Raw genomic sequence first — 16,247 nt, forward strand, 5'->3', positions numbered from 1 at the left:
CCCGCACGAGGGCGGGGCGTGGGTGGTCGGACCGGTGTGGTTTTCAGAGCAGGGTCGCGATCCGCTCGCGGTTCGAGACGAGGAGCTCCTGCGCCTCGGTGCTGCCCGAGGCGGCGACCGAGTAGCTCAGCCGCACCGGCTCGAGGTGGAACCGACCGAAGAGCGCCCGGATCTCCGGCGTGTCATTGATCGACAGGAGGAAGGCGCCCTTCAGGCCGCCGAGGATCTCGGCGATCCGCGCGAACTGCGCCCGGTCGAAGATCCCGCGGCCGTAGTCGTTCTCGCCGCCGAAGTAGGGTGGGTCGAGATAGAACAGCGTCTCGGCCGTATCGTAGCGCGGGATCAGCTCGGCCCAGTCGAGGCACTCGAAGACGACGCCATCGAGCCTCGTGCGGGCGGCGTCGAGGAGCGGCTCGAGGCGGGCGAGCGAGAAGAGCGGCCCGTTCCCAGGCGAAATGCCGAAGCTGCCGTTTGGCTTGCCGCCGAAGCTCAGCCGCTGGAGGTAGAGGAACCGCGCGGCCCGCTCGAGGTCGGTCAGCGTGGCGGGATCCGTCACGCGCAGCCGATCGAACTCGCGCCGGCTGCAAATCTGGAAGCGCATGATCTCCAGGAGCTGGGGGTAATGCCGCTGCAGGATCCGGAAGAGGTTGATGATCTCGCCGTTGCGGTCGTTCATGACCTCGAGGCGGGGCCGGAAGCGGCGGCGGAGGAAGATCCCGCCCATGCCGACGAAGGGCTCGACATAGGCGCGGTGCGGGATGGCCTCGATCCGCTCGAGGATGAGCGGGTGGAGACGTTTCTTGCCGCCGAGCCACGGGGCGACCGGGGCGGCGGGAGGTACTTGTTTCATAAGGTGATTCTGCCTCACAAGGCGCCTGCCCTCGCGAGGGGTGGCAGGCAGTCTGAAAGGCGACGGACAGGCTGGCGCGGTCGGAGGTGGTACTTTGGCCGCGTGGTTCGGGCTGTTACACCAGCCCGGCCCCTGCCTGAGGGGCGCTACGGGCGCCCCGAGGAAGGGGCGTTCCGGATCTCGATTGTTGAGGCCGTAGACCCCATGTGGGAAATGCTACGGCAGAGCCTTGGCGTCCGCAGCTCGACTTCCAGCGTCACATTCCCATGCGACCAAAGGCCAAAGCCTCGTGGTCCGCATGGGTGCTGCTTGATGAGCGCATCAGGGAGTGCCACAAGGGCAAGATGCGCGTGCGGTGAAGGCTCCGATAATTACAGCAGATCAGTTGAGAAGGAACTCAAATGGACCTCGATGATCTATACCGCCTTCTGCGTGTATCGCACGTGCAGGCTCAGGGCATCGTCGATACCATCCGGGACCCGCTGCTCGTCCTCGCAGGCGATCTGACGGTCATCAGCGCGAACCCGGCCTTCTACCGGACCTTTGCGACCGACCGGGACAGCACCATCGGCCGCCCGCTCTACGACCTCGGTAACGGCCAGTGGAACATTCCCGAACTGCGCATGCTGCTCGAGAACGTGATCCCGAAAAGCGCTTCTATCATGGATTTCGAGGTGCAGGCAGGATTTCCGGAGGTGGGCCTGCGGACCATGCTGATCAGCGCGCAACGCCTGATCCACCCGGACAATGGGCAGCGTGTCCTCCTCCTCTCGATGGTGGATGCGACGGCCCGGCGTCAGATGGAGGCCGCGAAGGACATCCTGATCAACGAGCTCGATCACCGCATCAAGAACCTGATGTCGGTGACACAGGCTCTGACCCGACAGACGGCCGTCGAAGGCAGAAGTGCCGGCGAATATCGCACCGCGCTCCTCGGACGGTTCGATGCTCTGGCGCGATCACTCGAAGTGGCGTCGCACAAGCAGTCGTCGCAGCTGCGGGACCTGGCCGTCGCCGTGATGGAGCCATATCTGGAGGCGGCATCCGCCGTTGTCATCGCGGAAGGGCCGGCCGTCCGGCTCTCCCCTTCGCAGGCCACCCCGCTTGGCCTCGTTCTTCACGAGCTGGGGACGAATGCCACAAAGTACGGAGCCCTGTCCACGTCGAGTGGAACCGTGACACTGGACTGGAAGGTCGTCTCGGACGGGGAAGGCCGGAAAAAAGTGCATTTGCGATGGCAGGAACGAGGGGGGCCGAAGGTGGCGGCACCCTCGAAGACCGGCTTCGGCACCCGTCTCATCAAATTTACCACCGAATTCGAACTGCGAGGTTCCGCGGAACTTTCCTATGAGCCTGATGGTTTCGTGGCGAAGTTGAGCTTTCCGAGCCAGAACCCCTGACCCGAGTATACCATGCCGAACGAGCCGGCCGAGCCTCGTCCGAAGCAGGGCCTGCTCGTCCTTGTTGTCGAGGACGAATTCCTGACCGCCATCGACCTGCAGTCGATGCTGGAGGATGTGGGCTACGCCGTACTCGGGCCGGTTGGCACGGTTGATGACGCGCTCAGGATCCTGGACGAGACGCGCCCGGACGTGGTGTCGCTCGATCTAAACTTGCGAGGGCAATCCTCCATTCCGGTGGCCGAGAAACTCCGCGAGCTCGAGGTTCCGTTTATCGTCACTTCAGCCTACAGGACCTTCGACTTTCCCGGCGGCGAGATTCTGACTGGCGTCACAGCGATCGGGAAGCCCGTCCACCCGCGCATGCTGATCGAGGCCCTGAGCCAGGCGTGCGGATCATGATCGACGGAGCCGCTGCAGGGAGGCCTTTGTCCGATCCCGAGCGGCACCCTGCTCGCTTCAATATCGTCGCTCACCCCGCGCTCCGTCCTCGCCAGAGCCGCTCCAGCATCGCCGTCGTCCCGCGCGGGCCGAGATAGGCCAGCATAGCCACGAGGCCCATCGCCGCGCGGCCGTCGAGGTCGAGATACGAACTTAGGGCCTCGCCGATGAAGGCCATGGCGACGAGGGCGGGGATCTCCCAGAGGAGTTCGCGGCCGAAGAAGGCGCGGCGGCGGGCGCGGACCTCGCCGGTGTGATACATGAGCCGGCCCATGGCGGCCGCGATCAGCGTGGCGATGGCCCCGCCCCAGAGCGCCGTGATGGTGTCGATCAGTCCCTTTTCCGGCATCGCGCCGCTCCTGTTGTGCGCGCGTCGCGCGGGTCTCGTCCCGGCCGGGGGCGGCCGGGTCCTGTCATGATGATCGGGAAGGCGGGGGCGCCTCAGGCGGCCGACTGCTTGACGCGCGCCTGCTCGATGAGACTCACAGCCTCACCTCTGCGGCCTCGATGAACAGCCGGTCGGTCTCCTCCGGGGAGAGGCCGAGGAGGAAGGCCAGCGTGTCCGTCGTCTCCGAATCCCGGACGAGCACCGTCGCGCCGCGCAGCGCGGCCCGCATCGCCCAGGGGTAGGCCGCGTCCTCCGCGATGGCCATTGCCTGGCCCCACTTCTCCTCGCCGACCACGATCATGGCCTGGAGGACGCTGATCTCGGCCGGCCCCCGCGCGCGGGCCTCGGCCTGCGCCCTGATGTCCCGGGCCTTCACGAGCCTGCTGTAATCGATGGTCGCGCTTGTCATCGCTGCTGCTCTCTTTCTTGCCATGGATCAGCCCTCCGCGAACGGCGGGAGATAGGGCGGGATCGGGATATCCTGATCCTCGACCTCGAGGATGCCGGGGGTCGGCAAGGGCAGGTCCCCGTAATAGCCGTGCGGGAAGACCACCTCGAACTCGAGGACGCCGTTCACCCGGGTGACGTTGCTCGTGACCCACGTGTTGTCCATGGCGTCCCAGGGCAGCACATCGCCCTCCTCGACGCCGCTGAAGTCGTAGACCATGTCGTTGCAGGTCAGGGTGTCGCCCTGCACCCGGAAGACGGTCAGCTCATACATCCGCCGAAGCGGAACCATGCGAATGCGCATCATGGCGGATTACCTCCAGCGGCCGGTGACGAGAAGATCGACGGTCTGCGTGGCCCCGTAGGACGTCGGAGCCAGCAGCATGTAGGCGGCCACGTTCGAGGCCCCCGGCCGGCCGAGGAGCGAGATCACCGAACCGCCCCGGCAGCCGCCGGTCACGCAATGGCCGTTCAGGGCCGCGCTCACGAACTCGACGGGCAGCGTCACCGTCTGCCATTCGGTGCGATAGAGCGACCCCTGCGGCGTGGTCGGACCCGGAACCCCGGTCTGGACCAGGCGGCAGAGCTGCGTCCCATCCGCAAAGCGGACATATTCGGCGCCAGCGGTCTCGCCCTTTTCGATGATGCCGCCGCGCGGAAAGCCGGAGGCCCAGCTGACGGCGCCGACGATGTTGCGCTGGTCGTAGGTCAGGAACCAGTCGCCCCAGCTGGTATCCTTGTGCCGGCACCAGCGCCCGGTATCGGATGCCGTCTGAGGATAGGCGATCTGCACCGCGCGGGCCGCCCCGTGCTGGATGTGCTGCAGGGTGCCGACGCCCATGCCGGCGGGACGGTTCAGCGTGGCGCCCGTCACCTGATAGAAGCCGGTCGTCCCGATCTGGTCGGCATCGTTGCCCGGGATCGGGCGCGCCGTGCCGCCGAGCCCGTAGTCCCCGACCTTCAGGAGGCGCCCGGGCGTGGTGTCGAGATCGCTCTGGGTCACGGCCGTGCCGGACAGGAGCCCCTGCAGCTGCATGCCGGAGGGCGTGAACCGTGCCCGCTCCGTCCCCTGACAGGTGACGCCGATCTCGTTCTCGGCCGCGAGGAAGAAGCCGGTGTTCGAGCCGACCTCGCCGTTGAAGGTGAGGCCGGGGAAGGTCTGGGTCCCGTCCGGCACGCTGAAGGGCACGAGCGCCGCCGCGCGGCCGGAGCCGACGCGGAACCGTTCCTCTCCCCCGGCCGCGATCCCGAGCAGGTCGGCCGCGGCCCGGAAGATCCCGGTGTCGAGATCGCCCGCGAAGGTGAGGCCGGGGGCTCCCGCCGCCCCGCCGGGAAGCGCGGCCGGCAGCGTGGACTGGAAGTGGGTGGTGGAGAAGAAGCCACGCGTCACGCCGCCGGTGACGAAGTGGAGGACGTCCGCCCCATCGCTGCGGATCCCGGTGTTGGGATCGGCCTCGAACGAGATCCCCGGCGCCGCGGCCGTGCCGAGCGGCGCCCGGAGCGGCACGGTCGAGGTGAGCGCGAGGGCCGAGACCGTGAGCCGGAGGACGCCGCCGGCCGTCACCCCCACCGCGTTGCTGCCCGGCCGGAAGAGCCCGGTGTCGGGATCGCCCTTCCAGACGAGGCCGGGCGCGGCCGCGGTGCCGTCCCCGAAGCCCGCGCCGGTGAGATAGGGCAGAAGCGCGTTCAGCTCGGCCACGAAGGCCGGGAACCAGCCGAGGAAGGCGTCGGCATCGTCGTTGAAGGTGCCGGGGTTGCCGCTGTTCGGCGGCGTCGGCGGGGGAGAGAAGAAGTCCATGGGGAGGTTCCTTGCGTCAGGCGAGGCTCTCGACCTCGGCGCGGCCGTCGCAGATGGCATGGCCGAGGGTCAGGTCGTAATCGCGGAGGATGCCGGCGACGGTGGTGCCCCAGAGGTCGACCCCTTCGCCGGCATAGAAGACGGCGAGCCGGCTCGAGACCCGCTCCATGATCGACTGGACGCGCGCTGCGCCCTCGAGCGGGACCTGGAAGGCCAGCGAGACGGTGCGGGTGACGGGGCGCGGCACGATATAGAGCCCGCCCCATTCGTCGCGCTGCTTCACGGAATAGTCGACGAGGCCGAGGCCGGTGCCCGCCACCGTGGTGCCGACCGGCGTGTCGCGGCCCATCACGATCTCGCCCACGCGGGTGACGGCGCCCCCCGTGACCGTGATGTCGAGCGTGGCCCCGGCCGGCAGGGGAGCGGCCACGATCACGTTCGGGGTGAAGGCGAACTCGGTGAAGACATATTCCCAGAAGGTGCCCACCGGGTCGCGGGCGACGAGACCCTCCGTCCGGTCGTGGATCGTCACGCCTGCGGGGGTGGTGACCTTCACCCGGACGGAGGCCGCATCGAGGTTGAAGAAGGCGATGCGGTTCAGCGTGCGCGGCAGCCGGATGGAATAGGTTATCGTGGGGCCGCCGACCGTCTGGCCGCCGATCCGTTCGTCGAAGGCGCGCCAGCGGTTGGTGGCCCCGATCCGGAGCCACCAGCTGCCGAGCACGTCCGCCGCGGGATCGTGACCTGTGTTTCCGTCGGCCACGCTCTCCCAGACGCCGTGATGGGCCACCACGCGCGCGCCCCGGGCGTAGGTCGCGCCTGCGCCCCAGGCGGGATGATCGTCCTCGGGGATGTTGCTCGCGAGGAGTGCGGCCGGCGTGACCGGGGTCGGCAGGATGATCCGCATCAGACGGCCTCCGTCGGGTCGATCCGCACCCCCACCGTGCCGATCCGGCGCAGGTCCTTCGCGGTGGCGGTGGAGGCCTCGGCGCCCTTGCGGGCCCAGACCTTCATCTCGGCCAGCTCGCGCGCGATCTCCGCATTCTCGGCCCGCAGCGCCACGAGCTCGGCCTGCAGATCGCGCACGGCGCCTGCCACCTCGGAGGCGCCCATGGCGGCGCCGCCGAGGATGTCGGCGGTTCGGCCGGCGCTGTGGATCCGGCTCGGGCCGGTGGCCTCGAGCTCAGGCCCGAGCTCGCCCACGAGGCGCAGGCCGCCCGCATGCAGCCCGCCCGCGGCGAAGCCCGGGACATCGAGGCCGATGGCCGACCAGTCGAACACCTCCGGCTTGAAGGGGCGCAGCCCCGCGAGGATCGCCTCCCGGCCGTGGTTGCGGTAGTGGATGGTCGGGTCGTAGCCGTACTCGTCGGCCGCCACGTCCGGATAGAGCCGAAGATAATCGGCGGTATCGAGCGGAATCCGGCCCTGCCGCTGCTGGAAGAGGCTCCAGAGGTAGTCCTTCAAACTCCCCGGCAGCCGGCGGATCGTCTCGATCCCGTCGGTGGTCGAGAAGCCCTCGATGGCCCGCATGATCTGGGCTGTGGTCTTGCCGGTCGTGTCGATGCCCGCCGTCTTGGCCATGGCGCCGATCTGGGCATCCGTGGCCAGAATGTCCCCGGCGGCATTGGTCGCGAGGCCACCGGCGAAGGCCGACAGCGCCGCTCCGCGCTCGCGCTGCCCGGCCGCGCGCTCTTGGGCCAGGATCGCGTCCCTCAGATCGTCGAGCGCGGTGCGCAGCGCCGTCATCGGCGCCGTGAGCGTGGTCCGCGTCGTCGTCTCGAACCAGCTCGAGAAGCCGGTCGAGGGGTCGAAGGCGAAGCTGCCGCCGAGCGTGATCCGGCCGCCCTGGGCGCCGAGGGCCTTCAGGAGCTCCGCCATGCCGAGGTCGGAGGCGGGCCTGTCCATCACCAGCGCGAGCCGGCGCACCGACTGCGCCACGCGGACGGTGGCGAGCGCGCGCAGATCCTCGGGCAGCGCCTCGGTCTTCGCCAGAAAGTCGATCCGCGCGAGATGGTCGGAGGAGGCCTTCGCCGCGATCCAGACCAGATCCGGCGTGAGATCCATCCGCCGCAGCACCATGTTGAGCGAGACCTCGACGCCGCTCGTGGCATTCCGGAGGATGCGGCGCAGGTCGGCCGGAATGTCCGCCGTCGCCATCAGCCCCACGGTCACATCGATCCGCTCGCGCAGCGCGGCGTAGGAGATCTCCTTCGCCGCCGCGATGGCGCCTTCGAGGCTCCCCAACTGCGCATTCAGCGCCGCGATCTGCTCGGGCTTCAGCGCCTCGCCACCGGTGAGGTAGTCCCGCACCTCGGTCAGGAGATCGACCTGCTCCCGATAGAGGCTGGCCAGCACATCCTCCTTCGCCCCCTCGAGGCCGGTCACGCCCTGCAGGAGCTGGAGGTCGGAGAGCACCTGCGCCTGTGCGCGCGCCACATCCACCGCCGACCGGGCCTGCCCGCGCACGGCCTCGATATAGGCCGAGGCCGCGCCGGAGACGGCTTTGGCGGCCTCCTGATCGCCTGCCATCGCGCTCGCCAGCATCGTCTGGTAGCGCGCCTGCGACTGCGCCGCGGCCACCGCCGGGCCGATCAGCTCGGACGCGGCCGAGCGCAGATCGCCGATATAGGACCGCAGAGACAGCGTGACCTGATACCAGCCCTTCGCCGCCGCGGCCGCCGCGCTCTGGGCCTCGGCCGCGCCGGAGATCATCCCGTCGAGATCCGTGGTGATCGTGCCCACGAGGCCCGCCAGCTCGGCCGAGAGGCCGGCCACGCTCGGCAGGATCTGGTCCATCACGCCGGCCATTCCCACGAGGGCCGCGTAAAGCTCCCGGCCCCGCTCGGTGGTGAGATCCTGCGCCTCGACCAGCCGGCGGTATTCGGCGCGGGTCTCGGGCAGTGCGATGCCCATCCGGGCCAGCGCCTCGGTCGCCTGCCGGGTCGCGGTCTCCATCCGCTCGGCCTCGCTATAGAAGGCCTGATAGTAGGAGGAGGTGGCGGAGACCAATCCCTCGAGCCCGCCGAAGAGCGCGGCCAGATCCGAGGCCATGCCGGCCGTCACCATGTCCACGGCACGGAAGCTCATGCCCAGCGTGTCCATGACACCGTTGACCCCGGACATGGCCGCACTCAGCCGCTGCAGCGCCTCGACGAAGCTCTCGCCCTCCTTGACCAGAGCGGCGAGCTCGGGGCGGGTCGAGACGAGCGTGTTGCCCGCGATCAGCTCGGCCAGGTCGCCCTGCCGCTTCCGGCCGAGGAAGGCGGAGAGAATCTTGTCGCCGAGGGATCCCTTGAGCCCGCTCACCACCGCATCGGAGGTGCCCTCCGCGATCCGCTTCTCGAGGTCCCGGATCGCCTGGTCGTTCCGGCCGACATAGCCGAAGGCGCGGGCGGCGAAGCTGTCGCCGAGCTCCGCGAGCTTCTCCTGCAGCTTGGTCCCGATCTCCTCGTCCGACAGGCCCTTGGTCGAGAATCTGACCGAGGCTGCGAAGCCCTTGAACGCCTCGGCGCCGATGCCGAGCGTGTCCGCCACATCCATGACCGAGGCCTGCATCTGGCTCACGGCCTTGACGATAGGGCCCGCCACCGCGCCGTCCGCGAGGCCATAGCTCGTGCGCCGCGACTTCGAGAGCCCGCCGAACCGGAACTTCTCCACCTTCCGGTAGCTCTCCACCATCGCGTTCAGTTCGCGCACCGTGACGCGGAGGCCTGCATCGAGGAGCTTCGTCTTCGAGCCGAAGAAGGAGAAGGCCGCCGCCACGGCGGCAATGGGGCCGAGGATCGCGCCCGCCGCCTGCGCGAAGCCTGCGAGGCCGCTCGTCGCCATGCTCAGAGACTGGCCGATATAGGCGAAGCCCCCGGAGAGGCCGCCCGAGAAGAAGTTGCCGAGCGAGCCCAGAGCGCCGCTGCCGAAGGCGCTGAAGGCATTGCCGATGCCGCCCAGGAACCCGCCACCGCCCCCGCCGCCGAAGAGGCTGCCCAGCATCCCCAGGCCGCCGCCGCCCATGCCCGGCACGCCCGCCGCCGCGGTGCCGGCCAGGCCGCCGGAGCCCAGCCCCATCCCGATGACGATCCGGTTGCGCGCCGCCGTGGCGATCATCTCGGCCAGCATGCTCTTGAAGCTTCCGAGGACGTTGCCCACGAACCCCTTGAAGTCCCTGAACCCGCCGGCAACGAAGTCGCCCCACGCCGTGGCCACGTCGCCGATGATCGGGATGCCCTCGCCGAGCTCCTTATTCAGCTCGCCGATGGCGCGCCGGTGCTCGTCCGCCGAGAGCAGGCCCTTCTTCGAGAGCTCGCCCAGCTTCGCGATCTCCTCGCGGTACTTCTCAACCGGCGTCTTCAGCCGCTCCTTCCACGCCTTCGCGGCCGTGACGAGATCGGAGAGCTTCTGCTTCGCCCCGCCCGCGGCGGCGCCGAGGTCGGACAGGTTGTCGCCGAGATCGGAGACGGGCGGCGCCGCCCCGTCGGCGGCCTCCCCGGTGCCCGTCACCGCGGAGCGCAGCTCGGCCGCGGCGGCGGCTGCGGCCTCGAAGCCCTCCGAGGCGAGCGCCCGGGCCTCCTCCTTCAGCGCCTGCGCCTCGTCGCGCGCACCCTCGGCGGCCGAGGTCAGGGCATGGACGCCAGACCCGGCGAGGATCGCCATGTTGCCCACATCGAGCGCCGCATCGCCCATGCCGGGGATCGCGGCCATCCCCTGCGACAGGTTGCGCAGGAAGTCGGTCCATTTGCGGGCGACGGCGGCGATCATGGTCAGAAAGCCCGCCTCGACCGTCTTCCAGACCGCGTTCAGCGCCGGGCCGAGGGCGGTGGCGCTGGTCTTCATCCCCTCCCAGACGCCGCGGGCGACCCGGCCCATGATCTCCATGGCAGCGCCGAGCCCGCCCACCGCCTTGACCGCGCGCGTGATCTGGAAGGCCAGCTCGCCCACGGCCACGACAGCGATCCCGAGCCCGGTGCGGATCAGGGCCGCGCGGGTGGCGACGAGCCCCGCGACAAACGCCCAGGCCGCGCGGGTGGCGACGATCAGGGCCGGCGTCATCGAGACGGCCAGCGCCGCCGCCGCCGTCGCGGTATAGACCGCCAGCCGGTCGATGTTGTCCGCCACCGCGCCGGCGACCGCACCGATCCCGTCGATCACGCCGCGCAGGAGCCCGCCCTCGCGCATGGAATTGGTGAAGGCCACGGCCATGGCCTCGACCGCGGGGGCGAGCTCGGCCGCGATCCGGTCGCGGGCGGCCGAGACCGCCGTGGCCATCTGCCCGAGCGCGAGGTGCGCGTCGCGGAGCGCGGCCACCGCCTCGTCGCCGAGGATCGCGCCGAGGTCGGCCGCCTGATCCCCGAGCCGCTCCATCTCGGCGCCGTTGTTGCGCAGAAGCGGCAGGAGCAGGGTCGCGTCGTTGGCGATGGCCTCCATGTAGAAGGTCATCTCGGCCTGCGAGACGCCGGCCTTCTCGAGGCTCGAGACATAGAGCTGCAGCGCCTGGGGCCCCGAGAGGTTGCGGAACTCCTTCGCCGTGACGCCGACCTTCGGCGCGATCTTCTCGAAGAAGTCCTTCATCTCGCCGCCGCCTGTCGAGAGGAAGTCGCCCACCTTGTCGTTCACGTCCTTCAGGATGTCGGCGAGCTTCTCCTGCTCGATGCCCACGCTCTTCGATGCGGCCGACCAGCGCTGCAGCGTCCCGGGCGTGGTGTTCGCGACCTGCGCCAGCCGCGAGATCTCGTTCGCGGCCCGCGCGGTCGGCACGACGATGCCCGTCATGGCGGCGCCGACCGTGGCGCCGATGGCCGAGAGCGCGCCGAAGGCCTTGGCCGCCGCCCCGAGAGACGATTGCGCCTTCTTCAGGCCCTTCTGGAACTCTGCGCTGTCGAGGCCGAGGTTGACCCGGAGCGCGCCGATGACTGCCGACATGGGAAGCCTCCTCATGGAGAAGGCCGCCCGGAGGCGGCCTGGTCAGTTGCGATGGTGGGGGATTACCCGCGCCCTCTGAGCGCCATCCCGATGAGCAGGCCGCGCACCCGCTCATGGTCGGTGTCACAGGCGGTCTCCGCCTTCCGCGCGGGCGGCGCGCTTGCCTCTGCCGGCGGCTTGTAGTCCGGCATCTTGCTTGGCTGGTGGAAGGCGAAGGCCACGAGGGTCGCGAGCTCGTGCTGCAGGACGCGCCTGTCCTCGATCTCGCGCCGGCGCCGCTTGTAGTCGCCCTCGAGCACCCCCAGCACCTCGCGCGGGGTGAGCCGCCAGAAGGGCTCATACTCCTGCCCGGCAGCGAGCCACCGGGCGAGGAGGTCTTCGATCAGGCCGCGGCCGGCTTGGCTTTCGCTCTGGCCGGCGCCGGGGCGTTTCCCTCGGGAGCCTCAGCCTCGGCCCGGGCCGCCTCGGGGAAGGCGGCGCGGATCGCGTCGCCCAGCAGCCGCGAGGCCTCGGCGAGCCCGATCTCGTCGATCAGGTCGCCCGCCGCATCCTCGCTCAGCCCCTCGTGGCCCATGCCGGCCCAGATCAGCCGCCGGAGCCGCAGCATGTCGCCCTGCGAGGCCTCGCCCTGCATCGCCACGATGGCATCGACGAGGGTCTCCCCGGCCCGCTCCTGATAGCGGACCTGGGCGTTGGTGGTGAGCCGGAGGAAGCGCGCGCGCCCCTCCGCCTCGAACGGGATCGCGCCACGGATCATGTTCATGCCTCCGTCCCCCGCGTCCAGGTGGGCGCGCCGGTCCCGCGGATGTTGAGGTTGATGCCGACCGGGGCGCCGAGGTCGCCCGCCTCGAGCTGCGGCACCGGGAAGCCGCGGAACTCGAACACGTCGCCCGTGCTCTGATCCGGCGCGGGCTTCATCGTCACGCGGTAGTAGATCGGGTGCGCGGCCTCCTGATCGGCGATCATGGCGGCGTAGCCCGCCGAGGTGTAGCCCATCGGGATGGTGATCTGGCCGATGTCCTTCAGCCCCTTGATGTATTCGCGATAGCCGCCCTCGCTGTCGAGCGAGGTCACGTCCTGATAATCCTGCTCGACGGCAGGCACGGCGATCCCCTTGGCTTCCGGGATCGCGCTCCAGGCGGCGCCATCGGTGGAGCGCTCCACCTCGGCCCCGTAGGCGATGATCTGTTTCGAGGCCATCCGGCCCTCCTATGCTGAGTAGATGGTGAGAAAGTCGAGCGAGACCCGGAAGGGCCGCCCGGTGTCGTCGCCCGGCTCGCGGAGGTCGCGCGCGCCGTCGAGGAAGACACCTCGGAACCCGCCGCCGCTGTGGCCGTGGAGCACGGCGCGCACGGCGCGGGAAAGCTGTTTGGCTGCGCCGTAGCTTTCGGCGTAGCAGTCGATCTGGACGCGGGCCCGCTGCAGCCCGTCCGGCCCGGCGAGGGTCAGCCCCTCGCGGTCGCTCACCGTGGTGAGCACCAGCGCCGGCAGCGGCTCGCCCTGTGGATGGCGGCCGAAGTTCACGCGGCGGCCGACGAGGGTCGTCACCGCCGGCGCGCCGAGGAGGAGCGCGCGGAGGGCCTCTTCCATGGGTCAGCCGTCCGAGGCGGGGCGGGGCGCGCGATAGATGTGGCACGGCACTGTGATGCCGACCGGCGTACGGCTGACGAGCTCGACCGCCATGAGGCCATAGCCATGCTGCGCCGCCAGATCGGAGAGCTGGCGCACCACCGCGTCGGGGTGCTTCTTCTCATCGGTCACTTCGCTGCTCCTTTCGCTGCGGCCCGCGCCGCGCGTTTCTCGGCGCGGGTGATCGCCTTCGAGATCTGTTGCCAGAGATCGGCGCGGAGGCGCTCGAGGAGGGCCTCGCGGTCCTGATCCCAGGCCGGGCGGAGGAAGGGCTGGGCCGCCATGTGGATGTTGCCGAACTCCTGATTGTGCGCGCTCGGCAGCGGCCCCGCGCCCACGAACATCTCGACGCTGGCCCGGTCGTCGCGGAACATGCGGCGGTGCCGCTTCGCCTGCCGCTTGCTGAGGCGCGTCCCGACCGTGATCGAGGGCGCGAGCGTTCGGGTGTCGCCGACCGGGGCCTTGCTCTGGGCCAGATCGGCCAGCGGCTGCGCCGCCGTCTTCAGCGCCCGCCGCAGGGCTGCCTTGCCCGCGGCCTTCGAGAGCTTCGCAAGCTGCGCCTCGATCTCGCGGAGGCCTGTGACGGAGACGGTGACGCTCATCGGTCGGTCCTCGCGGAACAGGTCAGTTCGAGAAAGCGGCCGCCGGCGCCGCTTTCCTTGATGCCGGAGATCTCGAAGCTGCGCCCCTCGCAGAGGAGCCGGTCCTTCGGGGTGAGGCCCCTCGCGAAGGCGGTGCGGTGGAGCGTGAAACGGGTGGTGACGCTGGCCGCGATCTCGCCGGCGCTCCAGCGCTCGCCGTCGCTCAGGTCTGCCTTCGCAGCCCAGATCGGAGCGCCATGATCGGCCCAGACCTCGACCGAGGCGAAGCCGTCGTCGGCGAGCGTGGCCCGCCGGATCTGCACCCGGCGGTCGAAGCGCGGGGCTCTCATTCCGACACCATCGGCCGGGCGTAGCGGGCCTGACGGATCAGGCGCTGGATGCCGAAGGAGAGGGGCGGCGCGCTCTCAACGGGGCCGATCCCGGCGTCATGCCATTCCTTGGCGAGCAGGATCACCGCCTGGCAGAGGCCGCGCGGGATCCGGGCCGGATCCTCGTGGCCGCAGAGCGCGGTGAGGCTGACCGCGCCCTCCGCCGCCGTCCGCTCGAGCGCGGGCTCGGTGAAGCCGCGGACGAGGCGGGCGGCGGGGGCGGAGATCTCCACGAGCTCGATCACCGGGGCGATGGGCAGGTACCAGCGCGACCAGCGCCCGGCCGGGGTCTCGAAGGCGACCAGCCGGGGCATGAGGGCGCGGCGGGCGGCGGTCTCGACCACCTCGGTGGCGGCGGCGAGGAGCTCGGCGATCAGGAGATCGTCGTCCGGCCCGTCGAGATGGACCGCCCGCTTGAAGGCCTCGACCGACACCGCGAGCGCCGGGGGCTCGATCACGCGCATGGGCTCACTTCCGCCGGCCCTGCACCGGAAGATCGGCCGTGCCGGGTGCGGCGGCCGCCGGCGCGGTCTCGGCCGGCGTCTCGAGCGCGGCCATGGCGGTCTCGAAGCTCGGGGCGGGTTCCGCTGGCGCGGGGGCAGGGGCGGCGGCCGGGATCGCGGCGGGCGCTCCTTCCGCGGGCCGGTACGGCACGGCATGGACGCCGATCAGGCCTGCGGCCGTGGCGGGATCAAAGCCCGCGGTCTCGCCGCGGTTGTAGCGGTTCCAAGGGCGGATGAAGGTCACGATGGTCTTCATGGATCTCTCCGGGAGAATGGGGGGGAGGCGCCGGGGTGGAGGGGACGGGACGCCGAACGAGTTCGGCCCCGGGGAGCGCCGGGGCCGAAGAGGGACGTGGACAGGGGAGGGTGGCGCGCCGCGATCCGGGCGTCAGAGCGTCCAGCCCGAGGCGTTGAAGCCGGCAAAGGCCTCGTCATGCGCCGGCGCGAAGTCGTGCTCGGAGATCGCCCGCATCAGCGTGAGGTCGTTCTGGAAGGCCGAGACGGTCGCCCCGTTGCCGTCGACGAAGGAGGCGTCGGTGGAGGAGCCCACCACCAGCGCCATGCTGTCGCCGATCATCGCCTCGTCGAAGTCGCCGAAGTAGATCTCGGTCTCGTCGCCGCCCGCGCCCAAGTTGTCGGGGATCTGCGAGCTCGTGCGGATCGGGAAGCCCATGAGCTGGGCCGACGCGCCGATGGAGGGAAAGAGCGGGTTGCCGTTCGCGTCCTTCAGGCTCGCGAGCCAGTTCTTCGTCGAGGCCCGCATGATCCAGCCGGGCGAGACCATGCCCACGTCGGCATCCTCCACGAGCGAGACCGCCCGCCGGATCGCCGCCTCGGCCGCCGCCGGCGTGGCCGCGACCGGTGCGGCGGACCAGTTCGCGGGCAGCATCCAGTGACGCAGACCCTTCGGCGTGTCGGCGCTGCCGTCGCCGCGCAGGAAGGCCAGATCCTCGCGGAGCGCCATGACCTTCAGGAGATCGTCGCGCACGAGCTGCGCCATCGCCACGCCCGAGTGCCGCAGGAGCGAGTTGCCGATGGGCACCATGCCGACGAGCTTCTTGAAGCTCTGGTCGATCTTGTCGAAGCTGGGCTGGCTCGGCGCGATGGCGGCATTCTCGGCGGCATAGGCGGCGACCGCCGAGCCCACCTGCTTGGCGTGCCGCATCTCGCCCGCGGGCATCGGCAGGGTGCGGGCGCCCGAGGCGCGCACGACGACCCGGGCGCGCAGCATCTCGATCAGCTCGGCCGCCTGGGGACGGGGGATGGTGACGCCGCCCGCGCCTTCGCTCGCGCCCGAGAGCGCGGCCGAGATCGCGCCATGGCCCTCGGCTTCGAGGAGACGGGCGGCCTTGTCCCGGTCGCCCTTCGTGCGCGCGAGCGCCTGGACCATGAAGCCCGCTGCCACCCCGCGATGCGCCGGATCGGTGGCCACCGCCGGCACGGCGTCAGTGCCGGCGGCACCCGTTCCACTCCCGCCGCCCGCACCGTCGCCCTGAGCTGCAGCCGCCTGCGCGGCCTCCACAGCGGCCGCGCGCGTCACGGCGGCATCGGCCCTGGCGAAGGCGGCTTCGGCGGCGGCAAAGGCCGCGGTCTCGGCCTCGAGCGCGGCGGCGTCCGGTGTCTCTGCCGCCTCGAGCGCGCCGATGCGGGCGGCCACCGCGGCCATCGTGTCGGCCGCGGCCTTCCGGGCGCGGCGCAGGTCGTCGAGATTCTGTCGTGCCATGGGATCCTCTCTTGGCAGGGCTGCATCCGCGCAGCCGAAAGCCCCCGCCACGGGCGGGGGATGGGAAGGGGTGAAGGCTGACCGCCTGGCGTGGCTCAGCTCAGAGGTGGATCAGGTGCAGGCCTGCTGCGGGGCGCCGGCGAGGCGGAGAGGCGGCGGTCCGGCTCGCACCGCAGGTTCGGAGC

The 16,247-nt window shown here is 70.5% G+C and carries 19 protein-coding genes; 2 read left to right on the forward strand and 17 right to left on the reverse strand.

Features of this window, described 5'->3' with window-relative positions:
• Positions 1 to 43: 43 nt before the first annotated feature.
• Positions 44 to 850 carry a DNA adenine methylase gene (locus tag RSP_RS01065; protein ID WP_011336895.1) on the reverse strand — a complete coding sequence of 269 codons (807 nt, stop codon included), beginning with the start codon at positions 848 to 850 and terminating at the stop codon, positions 44 to 46.
• Positions 851 to 1,251: 401 nt separating this feature from the next.
• Here RSP_RS01065 and RSP_RS01070 point away from each other — a divergent pair, with 401 nt between their 5' ends.
• Together RSP_RS01070 and RSP_RS01075 are read left to right on the forward strand one after the other, a co-directional pair.
• Entirely contained in the window at positions 1,252 to 2,250 is a 999-nt protein-coding gene (locus RSP_RS01070) for an HWE histidine kinase domain-containing protein (protein WP_011336896.1), read from the forward strand.
• A 12-nt stretch (positions 2,251 to 2,262) separates the two neighbouring features.
• Positions 2,263 to 2,652, forward strand: coding sequence for a response regulator (locus tag RSP_RS01075; protein ID WP_011336897.1), 390 nt, complete (start codon positions 2,263 to 2,265; stop codon positions 2,650 to 2,652).
• Positions 2,653 to 2,722: 70 nt separating this feature from the next.
• On the opposite strand, the gene RSP_RS01080 is transcribed toward RSP_RS01075, so the two are convergent.
• The 16 genes from RSP_RS01080 to RSP_RS01150 all read right to left on the reverse strand — a co-directional run bounded on the left by RSP_RS01080 (position 2,723) and on the right by RSP_RS01150 (position 16,062).
• Complete coding sequence (locus tag RSP_RS01080; RefSeq protein ID WP_011336898.1) at positions 2,723 to 3,040, reverse strand: phage holin family protein; 318 nt, start codon at positions 3,038 to 3,040, stop codon at positions 2,723 to 2,725.
• A 133-nt stretch (positions 3,041 to 3,173) separates the two neighbouring features.
• Positions 3,174 to 3,512 (reverse strand): hypothetical protein, encoded by a 339-nt coding sequence (locus tag RSP_RS01085; protein WP_011336899.1) that lies wholly within the window; start codon positions 3,510 to 3,512, stop codon positions 3,174 to 3,176.
• Between the two features lie 3 nt (positions 3,513 to 3,515).
• Positions 3,516 to 3,833, reverse strand: a complete 318-nt coding sequence (locus tag RSP_RS01090; RefSeq protein WP_011336900.1) for a hypothetical protein — start codon at positions 3,831 to 3,833, stop codon at positions 3,516 to 3,518.
• A 6-nt stretch (positions 3,834 to 3,839) separates the two neighbouring features.
• Positions 3,840 to 5,324, reverse strand: a complete 1,485-nt coding sequence (locus RSP_RS01095; protein WP_011336901.1) for a pyocin knob domain-containing protein — start codon at positions 5,322 to 5,324, stop codon at positions 3,840 to 3,842.
• A 16-nt stretch (positions 5,325 to 5,340) separates the two neighbouring features.
• On the reverse strand, positions 5,341 to 6,231 hold the full coding sequence (locus RSP_RS01100; RefSeq protein ID WP_011336902.1) for a hypothetical protein: 891 nt from the start codon (positions 6,229 to 6,231) through the stop codon (positions 5,341 to 5,343).
• Positions 6,231 to 11,237: a tail tape measure protein gene (locus tag RSP_RS01105; RefSeq protein ID WP_011336903.1), complete on the reverse strand. Its 5,007-nt coding sequence runs from the start codon at positions 11,235 to 11,237 to the stop codon at positions 6,231 to 6,233. Before RSP_RS01105 ends, RSP_RS01100 begins: the two co-directional genes overlap by 1 nt.
• Positions 11,238 to 11,299: 62 nt before the next feature.
• Positions 11,300 to 11,536 carry a hypothetical protein gene (locus RSP_RS01110; protein ID WP_011336904.1) on the reverse strand — a complete coding sequence of 79 codons (237 nt, stop codon included), beginning with the start codon at positions 11,534 to 11,536 and terminating at the stop codon, positions 11,300 to 11,302.
• Between the two features lie 83 nt (positions 11,537 to 11,619).
• Positions 11,620 to 12,000, reverse strand: a complete 381-nt coding sequence (locus tag RSP_RS01115) for a hypothetical protein (RefSeq protein ID WP_017140046.1) — start codon at positions 11,998 to 12,000, stop codon at positions 11,620 to 11,622.
• Complete coding sequence (locus RSP_RS01120; protein WP_011336906.1) at positions 11,997 to 12,437, reverse strand: phage tail protein; 441 nt, start codon at positions 12,435 to 12,437, stop codon at positions 11,997 to 11,999. The genes RSP_RS01115 and RSP_RS01120 overlap by 4 nt, the downstream gene beginning before the upstream one ends.
• Positions 12,438 to 12,446: 9 nt before the next feature.
• Positions 12,447 to 12,827: a DUF3168 domain-containing protein gene (locus RSP_RS01125; RefSeq protein WP_011336907.1), complete on the reverse strand. Its 381-nt coding sequence runs from the start codon at positions 12,825 to 12,827 to the stop codon at positions 12,447 to 12,449.
• Between the two features lie 3 nt (positions 12,828 to 12,830).
• Positions 12,831 to 12,998, reverse strand: coding sequence for a hypothetical protein (locus RSP_RS22155; protein WP_011336908.1), 168 nt, complete (start codon positions 12,996 to 12,998; stop codon positions 12,831 to 12,833).
• Positions 12,995 to 13,468: an HK97-gp10 family putative phage morphogenesis protein gene (locus tag RSP_RS01130; protein ID WP_011336909.1), complete on the reverse strand. Its 474-nt coding sequence runs from the start codon at positions 13,466 to 13,468 to the stop codon at positions 12,995 to 12,997. The genes RSP_RS22155 and RSP_RS01130 overlap by 4 nt, the downstream gene beginning before the upstream one ends.
• Positions 13,465 to 13,797 (reverse strand): head-tail adaptor protein, encoded by a 333-nt coding sequence (locus tag RSP_RS01135; RefSeq protein WP_011336910.1) that lies wholly within the window; start codon positions 13,795 to 13,797, stop codon positions 13,465 to 13,467. Before RSP_RS01135 ends, RSP_RS01130 begins: the two co-directional genes overlap by 4 nt.
• The gene (locus RSP_RS01140) at positions 13,794 to 14,300 is read right to left on the reverse strand and encodes a phage gp6-like head-tail connector protein (RefSeq protein ID WP_011336911.1); all 507 of its coding nucleotides are present in this window, start codon (positions 14,298 to 14,300) and stop codon (positions 13,794 to 13,796) included. The genes RSP_RS01135 and RSP_RS01140 overlap by 4 nt, the downstream gene beginning before the upstream one ends.
• A 4-nt stretch (positions 14,301 to 14,304) precedes the next feature.
• On the reverse strand, positions 14,305 to 14,595 hold the full coding sequence (locus tag RSP_RS01145; RefSeq protein WP_011336912.1) for a hypothetical protein: 291 nt from the start codon (positions 14,593 to 14,595) through the stop codon (positions 14,305 to 14,307).
• Between the two features lie 132 nt (positions 14,596 to 14,727).
• Positions 14,728 to 16,062, reverse strand: a complete 1,335-nt coding sequence (locus RSP_RS01150) for a phage major capsid protein (protein WP_011336913.1) — start codon at positions 16,060 to 16,062, stop codon at positions 14,728 to 14,730.
• Positions 16,063 to 16,247 lie beyond the last annotated feature (185 nt).

Source organism: Cereibacter sphaeroides 2.4.1 (assembly GCF_000012905.2).
In the GTDB taxonomy this organism is placed as follows: domain Bacteria; phylum Pseudomonadota; class Alphaproteobacteria; order Rhodobacterales; family Rhodobacteraceae; genus Cereibacter_A; species Cereibacter_A sphaeroides.

Bases quoted from the DNA above. Each gene is read 5' to 3' on its own strand.
- RSP_RS01130 (WP_011336909.1), bottom strand. From the start codon at position 13,468: ATGAGCGTCACCGTCTCCGTCACAGGCCTCCGCGAGATCGAGGCGCAG.
- RSP_RS01085 (WP_011336899.1), bottom strand. From the start codon at position 3,512: ATGGCAAGAAAGAGAGCAGCAGCGATGACAAGCGCGACCATCGATTAC.
- RSP_RS01100 (WP_011336902.1), bottom strand. From the start codon at position 6,231: ATGCGGATCATCCTGCCGACCCCGGTCACGCCGGCCGCACTCCTCGCG.
- RSP_RS01125 (WP_011336907.1), bottom strand. From the start codon at position 12,827: ATGGAAGAGGCCCTCCGCGCGCTCCTCCTCGGCGCGCCGGCGGTGACG.
- RSP_RS01120 (WP_011336906.1), bottom strand. From the start codon at position 12,437: ATGGCCTCGAAACAGATCATCGCCTACGGGGCCGAGGTGGAGCGCTCC.
- RSP_RS01070 (WP_011336896.1), top strand. From the start codon at position 1,252: ATGGACCTCGATGATCTATACCGCCTTCTGCGTGTATCGCACGTGCAG.
- RSP_RS01145 (WP_011336912.1), bottom strand. From the start codon at position 14,595: ATGAAGACCATCGTGACCTTCATCCGCCCTTGGAACCGCTACAACCGC.
- RSP_RS01075 (WP_011336897.1), top strand. From the start codon at position 2,263: ATGCCGAACGAGCCGGCCGAGCCTCGTCCGAAGCAGGGCCTGCTCGTC.
- RSP_RS01080 (WP_011336898.1), bottom strand. From the start codon at position 3,040: ATGCCGGAAAAGGGACTGATCGACACCATCACGGCGCTCTGGGGCGGG.
- RSP_RS01090 (WP_011336900.1), bottom strand. From the start codon at position 3,833: ATGATGCGCATTCGCATGGTTCCGCTTCGGCGGATGTATGAGCTGACC.
- RSP_RS01135 (WP_011336910.1), bottom strand. From the start codon at position 13,797: ATGAGAGCCCCGCGCTTCGACCGCCGGGTGCAGATCCGGCGGGCCACG.
- RSP_RS01115 (WP_017140046.1), bottom strand. From the start codon at position 12,000: ATGAACATGATCCGTGGCGCGATCCCGTTCGAGGCGGAGGGGCGCGCG.
- RSP_RS01140 (WP_011336911.1), bottom strand. From the start codon at position 14,300: ATGCGCGTGATCGAGCCCCCGGCGCTCGCGGTGTCGGTCGAGGCCTTC.
- RSP_RS01150 (WP_011336913.1), bottom strand. From the start codon at position 16,062: ATGGCACGACAGAATCTCGACGACCTGCGCCGCGCCCGGAAGGCCGCG.
- RSP_RS01095 (WP_011336901.1), bottom strand. From the start codon at position 5,324: ATGGACTTCTTCTCTCCCCCGCCGACGCCGCCGAACAGCGGCAACCCC.
- RSP_RS01105 (WP_011336903.1), bottom strand. From the start codon at position 11,237: ATGTCGGCAGTCATCGGCGCGCTCCGGGTCAACCTCGGCCTCGACAGC.
- RSP_RS01065 (WP_011336895.1), bottom strand. From the start codon at position 850: ATGAAACAAGTACCTCCCGCCGCCCCGGTCGCCCCGTGGCTCGGCGGC.